The organism is Aeromonas sp. 600479, assembly GCF_049175515.1.
In the GTDB taxonomy this organism is placed as follows: domain Bacteria; phylum Pseudomonadota; class Gammaproteobacteria; order Enterobacterales; family Aeromonadaceae; genus Aeromonas; species Aeromonas veronii_A.
Window position 1 is genome coordinate 123,788 of record NZ_JAAKVF010000008.1, and the last position, 16,903, is coordinate 140,690.

The window sequence follows — 16,903 nt, forward strand, 5'->3', positions numbered from 1 at the left end:
GATTTATTCCCCCAACAGGGTGCGATCGCGCACCGCGCCCTTGTCGGCGCTGGTGGCGAACATGGCGTAGGCGCGCAGGGCAAAGGAGACCTGACGCTGACGATCGAGCGGCTTCCAGCCCCGAGCCTCGACGGCGACGCGGCGGGCAGCCAGCACGCTATCGGCCACCTCCAGCACCATGCTGCGGGCCGGGATGTTGATGCTGATGATGTCGCCATCCTCCACCAGACCTATGGTGCCGCCGGAAGCGGCCTCCGGCGAGACGTGGCCAATGGAGAGACCCGAGGTGCCGCCGGAGAAGCGGCCGTCGGTAATCAGGGCACACGCCTTGCCCAATCCCATGGATTTCAAATAGGTAGTGGGGTAGAGCATCTCCTGCATGCCCGGGCCCCCTTTCGGCCCTTCGTAGCGGATCACCACCACCTCGCCCGCTTTCACGGTACCGTCGAGGATGCCGTTCACCGCGCTCTCCTGACTCTCGAACACCCGGGCCGGGCCACGGAAGGTGAGGTTCTCCTCATCCACCCCGGCAGTCTTGACGATGGCGCCATTGACAGCGAGGTTGCCAGAGAGCACCGCCAGACCACCCTCCTGGCTGTAGGCGTTGTCCAGCGAGCGGATGCACCCTTCGGCGCGGTCCAGATCCAGCTCCGGCCAGCGGCAATCCTGACTGAACGCCTTGGTGGTGCGGATGCCGGCAGGGCCAGCGCGGTAGAAGTCCACCACCTCCTGACTTGGCTGGCGGCTGACGTCATATTCATTGAGCTGTTCGACGAGGGTGCAACCCAGCACGGTACGGGCATCCCCATGCACCAGACCCGCTTTCTCCAGCTGGCCCAGAATGGCGACCACCCCACCGGCGCGGTGCACATCTTCCATATGGTATTTCTGGGTGGAGGGCGCCACCTTGCAGAGCTGCGGCACCTTGCGCGACATGCGGTCGATATCGGCCATGGTGAAGTCGACACCGGCCTCCTGCGCCGCCGCCAACAGGTGCAGCACGGTATTGGTGGAGCCGCCCATGGCAATATCCAGCGCCATGGCGTTCTCGAACGCCGCCTTGGTGGCGATATTGCGCGGCAGTGCCGAAGCATCGTCCTGCTCATACCAGCGCTTGGCCAAAGTCACGATGCGCTGGCCCGCCAGCTTGAACAGCAGCTCGCGGTCGCTGTGGGTCGCCAGCATGGAGCCGTTGCCCGGCTGGGAGAGGCCAAGCGCCTCTGTCAGGCAGTTCATGGAGTTGGCGGTAAACATGCCGGAGCAGGAGCCGCAGGTGGGGCAAGCACTGCGTTCCACCTGTTCGCTCTGGGCATCGGAGACCTTGGGGTCGGCGCCCTGGATCATGGCGTCTACCAGATCCAGCTTGATGATCTGGTCGGAGAGCTTGGTCTTGCCCGCTTCCATCGGGCCGCCGGAGACGAAGATCACCGGGATATTGATGCGCAGGGCGGCCATCAGCATCCCCGGGGTGATCTTGTCGCAGTTGGAGATGCAGACCATGGCGTCGGCGCAGTGGGCATTGACCATGTACTCCACCGAGTCGGCGATCAGCTCGCGCGACGGCAGGGAGTAGAGCATGCCGCCGTGGCCCATGGCGATGCCGTCATCCACGGCGATGGTGTTGAACTCCTTGGCGACGCCGCCCGCAGCTTCGATCTCGCGCGCCACCAGCTGACCCAAATCCTTGAGGTGGACGTGGCCCGGTACGAACTGGGTGAAGGAGTTGACCACGGCGATGATGGGTTTGCCGAAATCCTGATCGGTCATTCCGGTGGCACGCCACAGGGCGCGGGCCCCGGCCATGTTACGTCCGTGGGTGGTGGTGGCGGATCTCAACTTCGGCATTGTCTCTACTCCCTGAATGCCCATATGGGCTCGATGCGTTATGCGGTGATGATACGAGTGGATCAGAATCGATCCTGGTGAAAACTCCTCTGGGAAGTTCTCACCGGAAGCGACTCGGGGAGGCTCCGCGCCTCCCCTCTCTCATCAGTCGTTGACGGGCGTCAGCCAGCCCCACTTGTCTTCGGTCTTGCCATTGAACAGGCCGAAGAAGGCGTTCTGCAGCTGCTCGGTCACCGGGCCACGGCTGCCAGCGCCCACCTTCATCCGATCAACGGAGCGCACCGGGGTCACTTCGGCGGCTGTGCCGGTCATAAAGATCTCGTCTGCAACGTACAGCGCCTCACGGGGCAGCGCCTGCTCGCGCACCTCGTAACCCAAGTCACGCGCCAGCGTCATGATGGTGTCACGAGTGATGCCGGGCAGGATGGCGGCGGTAGCGGGCGGGGTAAACAGCACGCCGTTCTTCACCAGGAACAGGTTCTCCCCCGCCCCTTCGCTCAGGTAGCCGTTCACATCCAGCGCCAGCCCCTCGGCAAAGCCGTTGCGCTTGGCCTCGCGGCTGATGAGCTGGGAGGAGAGGTAGTTGCCGCCCGCCTTGGCGCCGGTGGGAATGGTGTTGGGCGCGAGCCGGTTCCAGGAGGTGACGCAGACATCCACCCCGTTTTTCAGCCCCTCTTCCCCCAGATAGGCGCCCCACGGCAGGGCAGCCACCATCAGGTCAGCCTTGGCATCCAGCGGCGGATGCAGCCCCAGCCCCACGTTGCCGACAAAGGCCAGCGGGCGCAGGTAGCCGCTCTTCAGGCCGTTCTCGCGCACCACGGTGCGGCAGGCTTCATTCACTTCGGACTCGCTGTAGGGGACGTCCATCCAGTAGATCTTGGCGGAATCGAACAGGCGGCGGGTGTGCTCCTGCAAGCGGAAAATGCAGGTGCCCTTGGGGGTGTCGTAGGCACGTACACCCTCGAACACCGAGGAGCCATAGTGCAGGGCGTGACTCATCACGTGCACCTGGGCATCCTGCCAGGGCACCAGTTTGCCGTTGAACCAGATGTATTGGGGGTGAGTGGCAGATTGGGAAGGCTGTGACATTGGCTTGGCTCCTTAAGCTCTGATCCGGGGTTGCTGTTCCAGTGCATCGACCCGGGAGACGTCCACCAGCTTCACCAGCTGGCTCCACAACTGCTGGATGGGACGCACCGACTCGACAGTAACCGTGATCCGCAGCTGTTGGCAATCCTGCTCCATATTCAAGGCGCAGAGATTGAAACCGCGGTGACGAACCACCCGCAGCACCCGCTCCATCACTTCGGGTCTGGGCTGGGCGTGGATATGCAGGGTGTGTTGTGCAAATGCTGGCTGGGCAAGGGTGTGCGGGTTCATGGGCGTTGCTCCATCATCTGGTGGTTGGCGACTCCCGGCGGAACCAGGGGCCAGACGTTTTCTTCCTCTGAAATAGCCACATGCAGCAGGTAAGCACTCTCGCTTGCCAGCAGGCGATCGAGGGCTCCGGCTATCTGCTCCTTGCATGTGATGGTCTCGCCGAGGATGCCGAAAGCAGCAGCCAGGGCGACGAAGTCGGGGTTGTCGGAGAGGATGGTCTCGCTGTAGCGGCCGTCGAAGAACAGCTCCTGCCACTGGCGCACCATGCCGAGGCGCTGGTTATCCAGCAGCACCATCTTCACCTTGAGCTGGGCCCGGCGGATGGTGCCGAGCTCCTGCACGTTCATCATGAAAGAGCCGTCACCGCTGACCAGCACCACTTCATCCTCCGGGCGCGACATCTTGGCGCCGATGGCGGCGGGCAGACCGAAACCCATGGTGCCGAGACCGGCGCTGGAGAGGTGGTTGCGCGGACTGGTGAAGCGCATGTGCTGGGCCACCCACATCTGGTGCTGACCCACGTCGCAGGCGACCACGCTGCTCTCCGGCAACTTGGCAGATAGCTGTTTGAGCAGAGCCGGGGCATAGATGGCCTGACCCGGATGGTCGTAGCGAAACGCATATTCGCGGGCCATGGCGGCGCAGTGTTCACGCCAGGGGGCGATGTCGAGAGTCATGGCGAGGCGTGGCAACACCTGCTTGAGATCCGTGGTGATACCCACCTCGGCGGCGCGGCGCTTGCCGAACTCGGCGGCATCCACATCGAGGTGGATCACCTTGGCTTCAGGGGCGAACTCTTCCAGCTTGCCGGTCACCCTGTCATCGAAACGGGCACCCACCACCAACAGCAGATCGCACTGCTGCACCGCATAGTTGGCGGCCTTGGTGCCGTGCATGCCGAGCATGCCCAGATAAACGGGGCTATCGGGGTCGAGCGCGCCGATCCCCTTGAGGGTGGTGACCGCTGGCATGCCGGTTGCGGCAGCAAAGTCGCGCAACTGCTGCTCGGCATTGGCCATGCCCACTCCGCCACCGACGTAAAGCACCGGACGCTCGGCGGCAGCCAGCAGGGTGCGGGCCGCGGCCAGATCCGAGGGGTTGAGCACTTCCGACTCTTCCACTGCAAACAGCGGGCTCTGGGCAGGCACCGCGGCCAGTTGCACATCCTTGGGGAGATCGATCAGCACGGGGCCGGGGCGCCCCTCACTGGCGATGGCAAACGCCTCGGCAATCACCTGAGGCAAATCCGCCACGTCCGTCACCATAAAGGAGTGCTTGGTACAGGAGAGGGACATGCCGAGCACGTCGACCTCCTGAAACGCATCGGTGCCGATGGCGGAACAGGGCACCTGACCGCTGATGGCCACCAGCGGCACCGAATCGAGCAACGCCTCTGCCAGACCGGTCACCAGATTGGTGGCGCCGGGGCCGGAGGTAGCGATGCAGACTCCCACCTGACCGGAGGCGCGGGCATAACCGACCGCGGCCATGGCGGCACCCTGCTCGTGGCGGCAGAGCTGATGGGCCAGACCACCGTCATACAGGGCATCGTAGACCGGCATGATGGCCCCGCCCGGGTAACCAAACACCTGGGTCACACCCTGTTTCTTGAGAGCCTGTACCAAAAACTGCGCGCCGTTCATGTGGAAAATCCTGTCCTTTGGTCGAAAAAAAACCCCCGAGCTGTGAGGCTCGGGGGTCGCTTGTTTCGTTCTGTCCGGTGGTGGGTCTATCCCTTGTTCCGTGCAGCTAAACGAGCCCCGAGCGGTGAGATAATAATCACCACTAGGACCACAATAATGCTGACGAAACGGGAGGCCATGTTCATAGTTACAACCGGAAATTCTGTGAAATTGGGGCGGTTTCTACCGCGAATGGCTATTAGAACTAGCACGGTGATTTTTATTGGGCAAGCCTTTTTTCTGTGACAACCCACTGATTTTGGCTATTCCTCAGCCGGAACTCTGGAATAAAAAACCAACAACAAGCAGTTAGTCAGAACATATATCAACTCAAGGACGGGATTTATGTCATTAGCTGTGGTTTATAGCCGTGCCAGCCTCGGGATCGCGGCCCCGCAAGTTACAGTGGAAGTTCACCTCTCCAACGGCCTGCCCGCCTTCAACATGGTCGGCCTGCCGGAAACCTCGGTGAAGGAGTCGCGGGATCGGGTCCGTAGTGCCCTGCTCAACGGCAACTTCGAGTTCCCGAGCAAACACATCACCGTCAATCTGGCCCCCGCCGACCTGCCCAAGGAGGGGGGCCGCTTCGATCTGGCCATCGCCATCGGCATTCTCGCCGCTTCCAAGCAGATACCCGCAAAATACCTGCTCAATCATGAATTTTTGGGGGAGTTGGCCCTGACCGGCGAAATTCGCCCCGTGCTCGGGGTGCTGCCCGCCGTGCTCGCCTGCCGGGATGCGGGGCGCACCCTGCTGGTACCACGAGAGAACGGCCCCGAAGCTTCCCTCATTCAGGATGCCGAGGTGCGCACCGCCCATCAGCTGCTGGCCGTCACCGCCTGGCTGGCCGGCCAGTACGAGCTGCCACTGCCGGATCCCCAAAGCGCGGAGAGCCTGCCCGATGTGCCGGACCTGCAGGATGTGATCGGCCAGTCACAGGCCAAGCGGGCGCTGGAGATCGCCGCCGCCGGCAGCCACAACCTGCTGTTCATCGGCCCACCCGGCACCGGCAAGAGCATGCTGGCGAGCCGATTGCCCGGCATTCTGCCGCCGCTCAGCGAGCAGGAGGCGCAGCAGACCGCCGCCATCCACTCCATCGGCGGCCTCACCCCGCGCGCTGGTCACTGGCACCACAGACCCTATCGCACACCCCACCACAGCGCCTCGGCGGTGGCGCTGGTGGGCGGTGGCAGCCACCCGCGGCCCGGCGAAATTTCGTTGGCCCACAACGGGGTGCTGTTTTTGGATGAATTGCCCGAGTTCGAGCGCAAGGTGCTCGACTCCCTGCGAGAACCACTGGAGACGGGCCACATCACCATCAGTCGGGCCGCCCGTCAGGTGGATTTTCCCGCTCGCTTCCAGCTGGTCGGCGCCATGAACCCCAGCCCCTGCGGCCACTATGGTGACGGCCAGACCCGCTCCAGCCCGGATCAGATCTTGCGCTACCTCGGCAAGCTCTCCGGCCCCTTTCTCGACCGCTTCGACCTGACGGTGGAGGTGCCGCTGCTGCCCAAGGGGAGCCTGACCGGCAAGGCGGAGCGAGGGGAATCGAGCCAACAGATCCGCGATCGGGTGCTGGCGGCACGGGAGCGCATGCTGAGCCGTAACGGCAAGCTCAACAACCTGCTGGATAGCCGTGAGATAGAGGATATTTGCCGCTTATCAGCGCAAGATGCCGAATTTTTGGAGAATGCTATCCAGAAGCTGGGGCTCAGTATCCGGGCCTGGCACCGCATCCTGCGGGTGTCACGCACCATCGCCGATCTGGCGGGGCAACCCGCTATCGGCAAGGAGCATCTTATCGAGGCGCTCGGCTACCGGGCCATGGATCGGCTGCTATCGCGACTGCGCAGCAGCTGACAGAAGGGAAAGGGTGAGTCCGCCCCCGTAACGGCTCTGAATGGTCTCACGGGCAATCGGCTGATATTATGGCCACAGATCTGACCACTTGATGGCCCTTTATCGACAGCAAGACGGACCCGACTCATGCCCAACAAGCTGACAGAGCGACTGCGCGGCAGCCTCTCCACCCTGCTCTATTTTTTCAACACCCTCTTCTGGTTTGTTCCCATCTTCTCGCTGGGTCTGCTCAAGCTCCTGCTCCCCCTCAAGGGGTGGCGCACCCTCTGCAACTGGCTGCTCGATGGCTGTGCCAGCTGCTGGATCGGTTTCAACAATCTGATCCAGAAAACCATCATAAGAACCCCTTTCGAGGTGGTCGGAGTGGACAAAGGGCGCCGGAATGAGTGGTATATGGTGATTGCCAACCATCAATCCTGGGTCGACATACTGGTACTGCAGCGGGTTTTTAACCAAAAAATTCCCTTCCTGAAGTTTTTCCTCAAGAAAGAGCTGATTTGGGTACCTTTTCTCGGTCTGGCATGGTGGGCGCTCGACTTCCCCTTCATGCGGCGATATTCCAGAAAATTTCTGGAAAAACATCCCCATCTGAAGGGAAAAGACATTGAAACGACCCGTAAGGCCTGCGCCAGGTTCCGCCACATACCGGTGAGTGTGATGAACTTCGTCGAAGGCACCCGCTTCACCGGCAGCAAGCATCAGAAGCAGGGCTCGCCCTATCGTCATCTGCTGCTCCCGAAAGCGGGGGGCATCGCCTTTACTCTGGCCGCCATGGGTGATCAGTTGCATCAACTGGTGGATGTCACTATCGCCTATCCGGACGGCATCCCCAGCTACTGGGACTTCATGTGTGGCCGGGTCGGGCAAATCAAGGTTCAGGTCCGCTATTTGCCGATCGACCGCAAGCTGGTGGGGGATTACTTCAATGACCCCGAGTTCCAACAAGAGTTTCAACAGTGGTTGAACGGGATCTGGCACGAAAAGGACCAGACCCTGAACCAACTGCTGGCAACCAAGGCGCAGTAAACATTCATGCTATCCCTGCTTCTTGGCCCGCTGGTGCTGATCATCAGTGCGGGCCTGACCATCCTTTTCACCGCCTTGTGCGCCAGTCTGATCCTGCTGGTGTCGCTGGCCAAACTGCTGCTGCCGATCCCGGCCTTTGGCCGTGCCTGCAGCCGCCTCAACAACCGATTCATGCGTCTGTGGCTGGCCTGCAATGCGCTGGTGATCCGCCTCACCACCCGTATTGACTGGCAGGTGGAGGACAATACCAAGCTGCGCAAGGATGGCTGGTATCTCATCATCAGCAACCATATGAGCTGGACCGATATCGTGGTGCTCGGCCACCTGTTCCGCGATAGGCTGCCGGTGCCCAAGTTCTTCATGAAGCACGAGCTCATCTACATCCCGCTGCTGGGGCTCGCCTGCTGGGGGCTGGATATGCCCTTTATGCGCCGCTACTCACGGGAGTTTTTGCTGAAGAACCCGCACCTGCGCGGCAAGGATATCGAGACCACCCGCAACGCCTGCGAGAAGTTTCGCCACATCCCCACTACCGTCATCAACTTCGTGGAAGGGACCCGTTTCACCGAGCAGAAACGGGATGCTTCCCGCTCCCGCTACCGCCATCTGATGCCACCCAAGGCAGCGGGGCTGGCCTTTACGCTGGCCGCCATGGGGGAGCAGTTCGACAGCCTGATCAACGTCACCATCCGCTATCCGGACAACGCCGAGACCCCGTTCAAGGACTTCCTGATGGGGCGGGTAAAACGCATTCAGGTGCGGATTGAGGAGCTGCCGGTGAATGAACAGCTGATTGGGGATTACTTCAACGACAAGCAGTTCAAGCGCGGTTTTCAGGAGTGGCTAAACCAGCGCTGGCAGGAGAAGGACGAGGTGCTGGAGGGGTGGCAGAGCGGTCAGGTGCCGCTACCGGTTGCCGCCAAATCCGGGGAGGAATCCAAAGAGAGCGCAGAAGCCAACTCGGCCAACTGATCTTCGGAAAAGACTGCAATCCCGTGGCGGCGCAGCAGGGCAGTGGTCTTGCCCTCGCCCGCTACAGAGACCCCTTCGAAGCGGCCGTTATAGATACGGCCGCTGCCACATGAGGGGCTCCCCTCTTTCAGCAGGGCGAAGCGAATGCCCTGCGCCTGACAAATAGCCAACGCCAGCTCGGCGCCGCGATCAAACTCGGCAGTCACATCCAGCCCGCTCGCCGTTACTACCCGCTCGCCCTGCCGCTCGGCAGGAGGGCGCGGGGTCGGCAGACCGCCCGCCACTTCGGGGCAGAAGGCCAGCACCCGCCCCTCGGCTCCCAGCGCACTCAGCCAGTCGCTGACGATCCCCTTGCTCTGACCGTCGTAGCGCACCGGCTGACCCAGCAAGCAGGCACTCACCAGCACCTTGTGCACGCAGGTCTCACTCACGCTTCCGCTCCGTGCATCACCTGATCGAACATCACGCAGCAGGGGCTCTCCAGCCGATAGAGAATGGCGGGGCGCTGTTTGCCGGTGCGCTTGCGACCGGTATCCACCAGAATGTCGGCGCGATGGATCCGCTTGCGAAAGGCGGCCGTATTCATGGGTGTTTGCAGGATGATTTCGAAGGCGCGCTGCACCTCGGAGAGGGTGAACTCGGGCCCCAGCAGTTGTAGCGGCAGGGTGCTGTAACGGCTCTTGATCCGCAGCCGCTCCAGTCCCTTGGCGATAAGCTGGACATGGTCGAAGGCGAGGCTCAGCCCCGGCAGGTTGGCGAGCGGATGCCAGCAACCGTGGATCGCCTCCACTTCCGGATCGACCAGACAGAGATAGACCAGGGTCGTGGACCAGCCGCGGGGATCCCGCTCCAGATTGCCGAGGGTGCAGACCTGCTCGCTGTAGCAGTGACCGAGCCCCCACTCCGCCAGCAGACGGCGCTGGGCGGCATCCAGATCCCGATCCCGGGTCTCGTCGATGCGCAGCGCCGGCAGTTGCCAGCAGTGGGCAAAGGGGGGGCGATCGCGGGTCTCGAGCAGCAGCTCGAGCCGCTCCTCATGCAACCGCAGCACCACCATATCCAGACTCATTCTCAGCATGCCGATCGCCCTGCTCGCCTTCCATTAATGTTTGGTAGATAATATCACACGAATAGTATGTGCAGGAGCCAATCATGGGAACCGTCGCCAGCCTGGATATTGATGCGCAGAAGGGCTTTACCCCCCTCTGCCCGAACGAACTGCCCGTCGCGGGCGGTGATGATATTGTGGCGGCCCTCAACGCTCAGGCCACCCTCGCCACGCTGCGGATCGGCAGCAAAGACTCTCACCCTGCCAATGCCGACTGGGCCGTCTCTGACCCCGCAGGCATGCTGTTGCCGCTGGATCTGCCCAACGCCGACCTCACTTGGCCGGTGCACTGCGTACCGGGTAGCAAAGGCTTCGAGCTACTCGACGGCCTGCCCGCTCCCATCGACTATGACTTCTTCGTCTGGAAGGGGGTCGAACCGGATCTCCATCCCTACGGCACCTGCTTCCACGACCTGGCCGAACGGCGCAGCACCGGACTCATCGAATTCCTGCAAGCCCGCAAGGTCGATACCGTACTGGTCGGCGGCCTCGCCACCGACTACTGTGTCAAAACCAGCGTGCTGCAACTGCGCCGCGCCGGTTTCCGGGTAATCGTCCATCTCGATGCCTGCCGTGGCATCGCCCCCGAGACGGTTGCCAGCGCCCACACCCAGATGATTGAGGCTGGCGCCGAACTGGCCCAGACCCTGATCGATGTACAACGCCTGCTGGACGCCTGATATGCCTCCAATCCTCACCAGCCTGTCCGATAGCGGCGCCTGCAATTTACCTATGCAACTGGCGTTCGCCCGCCTGCGGGGAGCCTGATATGCCACCGATTCTTACCAGCCTGCTCGACACCGACGCCTACAAGCTGCATATGCAGCAGGCGGTGTTCCATCGCTATCCGGATGCCGAGGTGGTGGCCGAGTTTCACAGCCGCAATGAAGAGGATCTGCTGCCCATGATGGGGCAGATCGAGGAGCAACTGCGCCTCGCCGGATCCCTGCGACTGACCAGGCCTGAGCTCGATTTTCTGGCCGAGCGCCCCTTCTTCACCCCTGACTACCTCGACCACCTGCGCCGCAAGCCGCTCGACGACTCCCTGCTCAAGGTGTTCGAGCAGGATGGCCGCATCAATGTGCGGGTCGAGGGCCCCTGGCAGGATGTGATCCTGTGGGAAATCCCGGTGCTCGCCATCATCAGCGAGATGCGCAACCGCTTCCGCTATCCCCAGTTCGGCGTCAGCCACGCACTGGAGCGGCTCGATCAGAAGATCGACAAGCTGGAGAAGGAGCTGAGCAGCGATGAGATGAGCGAGTTCAACCTCATCGACTTCGGCACCCGCCGCCGCTTCTCTCACGCGGTACAGGATGCGGTAGTGGGTCGCCTCAAGGAGCGGCTGCCGGCGTTTCGCGGCACCAGCAACTACATGCTGGCCCAGAAGTACAAGCTGCCCGCGGTCGGCACCCAGGCCCATGAGTGGTTCCAGGCGCACCAGCAGCTCGGCTTCCCGCTGGAGCACAGCCAACGCGCTGCCCTCACCAGCTGGCTGGACGAGTTCACCGACCATCTCGGTATCGCCCTGACCGACTGCATCACCATGGATGCCTTCCTGCGGGACTTCGACTTCGAGCTGGCCAGCAGCTATCAGGGCTTGCGTCACGACTCCGGCGATCCCGTGGTGTGGGGCGAGAAGGCGATCAGCCACTATCAGCGCCTTGGCATCGACCCCACCGACAAGACCCTGGTCTTCTCCGACGGGCTCAACCTCGACAAGGCGGTGCAGCTGTTCCGCCACTTCCGTGGCCGCATCAACACCAGTTTCGGCATCGGTACCAAGCTCACCTGCGATCTGCCCGGTGTCAGCCCGATGAACATCGTCTTCAAGCTGATCGAGTGCAATGGCGGCCCGGTTGCCAAGATCTCCGACAGCCCAGGCAAGACCCTCTGCCGGGATGCGGAGTTTATCCGCAACCTCAAACAGGCGTTCCACGTCGGGGTCTGATCTTCCCGAACACCAGAAAACAAAAAGCCCGCCGGTTCGCTCCGGCGGGCTTTTTTATCGACTCAAGGGGTATCAGTCTTTCTTGGCCAGCAGGAACTGCACCAGCTTGTTGAACTGCTCTTGAGAGGTGATGGATTCAATCTTCACCATGTACTTGCCGTTCACCAGGAAAGCCGGTACACCGCGAATGTTGTAGCTCTCGGTGTTGCGATCGAACTGGGAGACCATGCCGGAGACGGCGAAACTGTCGACGGCCCCGTCGAACTCTTCAGCCGGTACGCCGTTGTCCACGAAGATCTTCTTCACATCGTCACGGCTCATAGGCGGCTGACGCTGGGTGTGGATCTTGTTGAAGATGGCCGGGGTCAGCTTGGCTTCGGCGTTGAGCAGGCTGGCAACGGCATAGGCACGCTGCATCTCGGGGCCCATTTCTCGGCCGAGGAAGGCAACCGGGTTCTTCTTGAGGGGCACGCCCTCTGGCAACCCGGCCTTCAACTGTTCAACGATCGGTTCGAAGGTAGCGCAGTGCGGGCAGTAGTAGGAGAAGAACTCCATCACTTCCGGCTGGGCACTGCCAGTCTGTTTGACCACATCGTAGTTGACGCCTTCCTTGAACTCGGGGGCGGCGTGAACCATGGGGATCATCAGCATGGCAGCAAGGAAAAATAGAACTTTTTTCATGATGTTTCCTGTTAAGGGATCACTGTGAGGCACGCCCGGCGAACCGAAGCAGTGCCAAGCCTATTGTTTCGCCATGCTGACGTCAATGGTCAGGGCCGGAGATCGAGTCCCGCTTGCCGCGCAAGATCCCTTCTATTTCACCAGTTTGGCATCAGGCTCAACGGTGGCGCCTTGAGTGCCTCCAGCTGATCGTGCAGTGTCGCTATCTGTTGACGCCAGTAGTGATCGGTATTGAACCAGGGGAAGTGACGGGGGAAGGCAGGATCTTCCCAGCGCCGTGCCAGCCAGGCCATGTAATGAACGATGCGCATCGCCCGCAGCGGCTCGAGCAGCGCCAGCTCCCGCGAGTCGAACTCCATAAACTCCTCGTAGCCCGCCAGCAGGGTGTCGAGCTGGATCTGCTGCTCGTGGCGCTCGCCGCTGAGCATCATCCAGAGATCCTGAATCGCGGGGCCGGTACGGCAATCATCGAGGTCGACAAACATGGGGCCATCGCGCCAGAGGATGTTGCCCGGGTGGCAGTCGCCATGCAGGGAGATCTGCGCCACATCCAGGGTCATGGCGTCGCTGACATGTTTAATCAGCTCGTCCAACACCCCGAAGAATTGCTTCGCCAGCCCGCTTGGCAGCCACTCGCCAGACGCCAGCAGCTGACGCGGTTCGTGCAGCATGCTCTCCACATCGAGGCGAACCCGATGATGAAACGGCTTGCTGGCGCCGATCTGATGAATGCGGCCGAGGAAACGCCCCACCCACTCCAGCTGATCGAGGTTATCCACCTCGAACTGGCGACCACCAACGCTCTGCCAGATGGCAAAGGGGTAGCCCTCGTGCTCCAGCAGGGTCTCGCCCGCGAAGGCAAGCGGCGCGGCGACCGGGATCTCAGCCTCTGCGAGACGGGTGGCAAACTCGTGCTCTTCGAGGATCTGGGCCCGGCTCCAGCGGCCGGGACGGTAGAACTTCACCACATAGCGGCGACGATCCTCATCCTGAAACTGATAGACCCGGTTTTCGTAGCTGTTGAGCTCGATGAGGCCGGAGTCGAGCCGCAGGCCACTGAGATCGAGCGCATCCATGATGAGGTCGGGATTGAGGTCGGAATAGTTGAAACGCATGTCATCCACCATAAAGAAAGGGGCGCCGTTGCGCCCCATTCTATCACTACTGACCGGCATTGCCGTGCTCACTGGTGACCGGACTGGTGTCACGCCCGGCCCGCAATCACACGCAGTTACAACCGGCTGATAAACTTGCTGCCCTGGCGCAGGTTGCCCTTGCTGTCGTCGGGCGCCGCCCCCTCCCGTTTCAGCACGAACTGGATATCCAGCGCCGGCCGTTTCAGGTTGTAGGGATCGACTGCCAGACTGACCGGCAGGGTGTAGATCTCGCCCGCCTTCAGGGTCACTTCACGGGGGCCGAACCACTGATACTCGGGCAAGCCCTCCACATCCAGCTGGTAGGTCTGGGACTGCAGGGTCTTGTTGAGGATCTTGAGGGTGTAGGTGTTCTCGATAAGCCCCTCGCTGTTTTCGCGGAACAGCTGGTTGCGATCCCGCAGGATATCGAGCCCCATCGGCATGATGGACATGGCGTTGTAGACAAAGACCCCCAGCATCACCGCCATCACCAGCCCGTAACCAATCAACTTGGGCCGAGCCACATGGGTGGAGTCGTTGGCCAGCTTGTGCTCGGTGGTGTAACTGATGAGCCCTTTCGGGTAGCCCATCCGCTCCATGGTCTGGTCGCAGGCATCGACGCAGGCACCGCAGTTGATGCACTCGTACTGCAGGCCGTCGCGAATATCGATACCGGTCGGGCAGACCTGCACGCAAAGATCGCAGTCGATACAGTCGCCCAGCCCCATCGCCTTGGGGTCTGCCTTGCGGGAGCGGGCGCCACGGGTCTCGCCACGCTTGGTGTCATAGCCGACGATGAAGGTGTCCTTGTCGAACATGGCGGACTGGAAGCGGGCATAGGGGCACATATGGATACACATGATGGCACGCATCCAGCCTGCGTTGCCGTAGGTGATGATGGTGAAGAAGAGCACCCAGAACAGCACCCAGCCCCCCGCCTGCAGGGTGAAGAAGTCCGGTATGAGACGGGTGACATCCTGGAAGTAGGCAACGAAGGTGAGACCGGTCACTAGCGAGATCGCCAACCAGGCCAGATGCTTGGCCCCCTTGCGAGCCAGCTTCTCGCCGCTCCAGGGCGCCTCGTCCAGCTTGCGCCGTTTGTTGGCGGGCCCTTCCAGCTTCTCTTCAAACCAGATGAACATGAAGGTCCAGACCGTCTGCGGGCAGAGATAGCCACACCAGACCCGACCGAGGAAGGTGGTAATAAAGAAGAGTCCGAAGGCGGCGATCATGAAGAGCCAGGCGAGCAGGGTCAGATCCTGCGGCCAGATGGTGGCGCCAAAGATATGGAACTGCTGGTGACCGAGGTCGAACAGCACCGCCTGTCGCCCGTCGTAACGCAGCCAGGGCAGCAGCACGAACAGCGCCACAAAGAACCAGCCCATGGCCTTGCGCATCCGCTGCCAATACCCTTTCTGGGCCCGCACATAAATGCGGTTGCCCGGGTTGAATCTGTCGTCGCTGGCTTTGAACGTATTGGGGTTGAAGGTCCCGGTTACGCCCTTGTCGGTGACGTCCTTGATATCGATTTTATCGTGGTCGGCCATTGCAAGACATCGCTCCCTTATTTGTTATGGAGCGGATTATATCTTAAACAGCATGCTAATTGTGTGGATTAGATGTATCTAATATTGGGGTTGGATCGCAATTTTCGGCAACAAAAAAGCGCATCACCCCGAGGTGATGCGCTTCTGATAAAGATTCACTTGATTCCGCGCGCCTTGAGCAGCGCCTCTTTGAAATCGGGCACATGATCCTTGGCCAGACCGGGGATCATCGCCTGCTTGTCGGATTCCCGCATTTTGAGGTGATAGATCAGCATGTCGTCGGTCAGCTCGGACAGAGGCCCTTCAAATCCCGCTTCTTGGGCCAGTTTGGCAACAAACTGCACCAGGCTGAGATCCTGTTCCTTGATCCAGGCAGGCTGCAACAACTCCAGCAGCTCTTCGATACGATGACATTGCATAGACAACCTCTTTAATCTGTCACGTTAAATTCAGGCAACCTTACCCATCAAGGCTACTTCGATTCGATCCCGCCCATTATGCTTGGCCTGATAGAGTGCCGCATCCGCTTTTTGGATCAAATCGGCGATTTTCATGCTGTTGTCCGGTATCAGTGTCGCAACACCAAAACTACATGTGACCCGACCGGAGACCAGTGACTTCTGGTGCGGGATGGCCAGCTCCTTGAGCGCCTGCCGCACATTGTCCGCCACCTGCAACGCCCCCTGCATGCCGGTGCAGGGCAGCAGCAAGGCAAACTCTTCGCCCCCGTAACGGGCCGCCAGATCGTCCTCGCGCCGCTCCACCTCGGCCAGCAGCCCCGCCACCTGTTGCAGGCAGTCATCCCCCAGCTGATGGCCGTAGAGATCGTTGAACTGCTTGAAGTAATCCACATCCACCAGCACCAGCGACAACGGCGCCCGGGCGCGATGGCAGCGCCGCCAGGCCCGCTCCAGAGAGTCGTCGAGATGGGCGCGGTTGGCGATGCCGGTCAGGCCGTCGAGGCGGGAGGTGAGGCGCAAATGCTCGGAGACCGCCTTCAGTTCGGCCACCAGCTCGGCGTTGGAGAAACGGTGGTGGAGCGAGGCGATCTGATCCCGCCGCATCCGGCGCAACAGGGTCGGCAGAAAGACAAACAGATAGCCCGCCAGCATGCAGGAGACAATCCGCTCCTGCTCGTTGCCATTGCCCAGCTCGAACAGCATCGCCATGCCCAGCGGCAGGGCGGAACCATAGAGGGTGCGGCGGCTGCCAAACAGCATGATGGCGCTACCGGTAAGAATGAGGCTGGAGAGCATCATCATGGCGGCCCGGTAGGTATCGGGCAGCTTGTCCATGTAGAGCAGCACCCCGAGGGCCCAGATGATGGAGGTGATGGTTGCTCCGATAAAGAGCTCCCGCTCCAGCACCGGCAACGGAGTCTGGTGCAGGCGGGCTCGACGCCAGCGCAGGTGCCAGCCCCGACCCAGCAACCACAGGAAAGTGCCTGCCAGCCAACCGAGCGCTTCGATGGCGGGTAGATAGTCGTGAAACAGCAGACTCCAGCCAAATGCCAACACGCCCAAACAGGGGAGGCTGAACGATGCATGGGTATAGAGCTGGGCCATGATGGCCTGCTTAACCTGGCGTGTCACACTCTGGGTCAACTGAGTACTCCTGTACAAGAGCCGAGCAGTCTACCATTACCCCCTGACCCGCAACAATAAAGCGCCGCTTATTAAGAAGTTAATCAATCAACAACGATTTCTTCTGCGCTGGCA

Annotated in this window: 16 protein-coding genes; 5 read left to right on the plus strand and 11 right to left on the minus strand. The window is 61.4% G+C overall.

Going from position 1 to position 16,903, the window contains the following annotated elements:
- Positions 1 to 3 precede the first annotated feature (3 nt).
- The 4 genes from ilvD to ilvG form a co-directional block, all read right to left on the minus strand.
- A complete protein-coding gene (ilvD, locus tag G5149_RS10835) occupies positions 4 to 1,845 on the minus strand; it encodes a dihydroxy-acid dehydratase (protein WP_421212428.1) in 1,842 nt (613 codons plus the stop codon).
- Between the two features lie 144 nt (positions 1,846 to 1,989).
- Complete coding sequence (locus tag G5149_RS10840; protein ID WP_040067634.1) at positions 1,990 to 2,934, minus strand: branched-chain amino acid transaminase; 945 nt, start codon at positions 2,932 to 2,934, stop codon at positions 1,990 to 1,992.
- Between the two features lie 12 nt (positions 2,935 to 2,946).
- On the minus strand, positions 2,947 to 3,225 hold the full coding sequence (ilvM, locus tag G5149_RS10845; RefSeq protein ID WP_005342011.1) for an acetolactate synthase 2 small subunit: 279 nt from the start codon (positions 3,223 to 3,225) through the stop codon (positions 2,947 to 2,949).
- Entirely contained in the window at positions 3,222 to 4,868 is a 1,647-nt protein-coding gene (ilvG, locus tag G5149_RS10850; protein WP_421212429.1) for an acetolactate synthase 2 catalytic subunit, read from the minus strand. Before ilvG ends, ilvM begins: the two co-directional genes overlap by 4 nt.
- A 384-nt stretch (positions 4,869 to 5,252) precedes the next feature.
- Between ilvG and G5149_RS10855 the strand changes: the two genes are divergently transcribed.
- The 3 genes from G5149_RS10855 to G5149_RS10865 all read left to right on the plus strand — a co-directional run bounded on the left by G5149_RS10855 (position 5,253) and on the right by G5149_RS10865 (position 8,765).
- Positions 5,253 to 6,767 carry a YifB family Mg chelatase-like AAA ATPase gene (locus tag G5149_RS10855; protein ID WP_127007183.1) on the plus strand — a complete coding sequence of 505 codons (1,515 nt, stop codon included), beginning with the start codon at positions 5,253 to 5,255 and terminating at the stop codon, positions 6,765 to 6,767.
- A 126-nt stretch (positions 6,768 to 6,893) separates the two neighbouring features.
- Positions 6,894 to 7,793, plus strand: coding sequence for an acyltransferase (locus tag G5149_RS10860; RefSeq protein WP_309507796.1), 900 nt, complete (start codon positions 6,894 to 6,896; stop codon positions 7,791 to 7,793).
- A 6-nt stretch (positions 7,794 to 7,799) separates the two neighbouring features.
- Positions 7,800 to 8,765 carry an acyltransferase gene (locus tag G5149_RS10865; protein WP_421212430.1) on the plus strand — a complete coding sequence of 322 codons (966 nt, stop codon included), beginning with the start codon at positions 7,800 to 7,802 and terminating at the stop codon, positions 8,763 to 8,765.
- Here the strand turns inward: G5149_RS10865 and G5149_RS10870 are convergent.
- Positions 8,690 to 9,196, minus strand: coding sequence for a DUF523 domain-containing protein (locus G5149_RS10870; RefSeq protein ID WP_421212431.1), 507 nt, complete (start codon positions 9,194 to 9,196; stop codon positions 8,690 to 8,692). The two genes, G5149_RS10865 and G5149_RS10870, sit on opposite strands and share 76 nt — an antisense overlap.
- Entirely contained in the window at positions 9,193 to 9,843 is a 651-nt protein-coding gene (locus tag G5149_RS10875; protein ID WP_005339607.1) for an NUDIX hydrolase, read from the minus strand. The genes G5149_RS10870 and G5149_RS10875 overlap by 4 nt, the downstream gene beginning before the upstream one ends.
- Before the next feature lie 74 nt (positions 9,844 to 9,917).
- On the opposite strand from G5149_RS10875, the gene G5149_RS10880 reads away from it, so the two are divergent.
- Both G5149_RS10880 and pncB read left to right on the plus strand, forming a co-directional pair.
- Positions 9,918 to 10,553 carry a nicotinamidase gene (locus G5149_RS10880; RefSeq protein WP_042055347.1) on the plus strand — a complete coding sequence of 212 codons (636 nt, stop codon included), beginning with the start codon at positions 9,918 to 9,920 and terminating at the stop codon, positions 10,551 to 10,553.
- 89 nt (positions 10,554 to 10,642) lie between these two features.
- Positions 10,643 to 11,821, plus strand: coding sequence for a nicotinate phosphoribosyltransferase (pncB, locus tag G5149_RS10885; RefSeq protein ID WP_421212432.1), 1,179 nt, complete (start codon positions 10,643 to 10,645; stop codon positions 11,819 to 11,821).
- 72 nt (positions 11,822 to 11,893) lie between these two features.
- Here the strand turns inward: pncB and G5149_RS10890 are convergent, their stop codons facing one another.
- From G5149_RS10890 to G5149_RS10910, 5 genes are all read right to left on the minus strand, one after another.
- Positions 11,894 to 12,502 carry a thiol:disulfide interchange protein DsbA/DsbL gene (locus G5149_RS10890; protein ID WP_005356138.1) on the minus strand — a complete coding sequence of 203 codons (609 nt, stop codon included), beginning with the start codon at positions 12,500 to 12,502 and terminating at the stop codon, positions 11,894 to 11,896.
- A 137-nt stretch (positions 12,503 to 12,639) separates the two neighbouring features.
- Positions 12,640 to 13,629, minus strand: a complete 990-nt coding sequence (locus G5149_RS10895; protein WP_421212442.1) for a serine/threonine protein kinase — start codon at positions 13,627 to 13,629, stop codon at positions 12,640 to 12,642.
- Between the two features lie 104 nt (positions 13,630 to 13,733).
- A complete protein-coding gene (ccoG, locus tag G5149_RS10900) occupies positions 13,734 to 15,185 on the minus strand; it encodes a cytochrome c oxidase accessory protein CcoG (RefSeq protein WP_268011080.1) in 1,452 nt (483 codons plus the stop codon).
- A 155-nt stretch (positions 15,186 to 15,340) separates the two neighbouring features.
- Positions 15,341 to 15,604 (minus strand): YihD family protein, encoded by a 264-nt coding sequence (locus tag G5149_RS10905; RefSeq protein WP_005339598.1) that lies wholly within the window; start codon positions 15,602 to 15,604, stop codon positions 15,341 to 15,343.
- A gap of 30 nt (positions 15,605 to 15,634) precedes the next feature.
- Positions 15,635 to 16,789, minus strand: a complete 1,155-nt coding sequence (locus G5149_RS10910) for a GGDEF domain-containing protein (protein WP_005339596.1) — start codon at positions 16,787 to 16,789, stop codon at positions 15,635 to 15,637.
- Between the last annotated feature and the right edge of the window lie 114 nt (positions 16,790 to 16,903).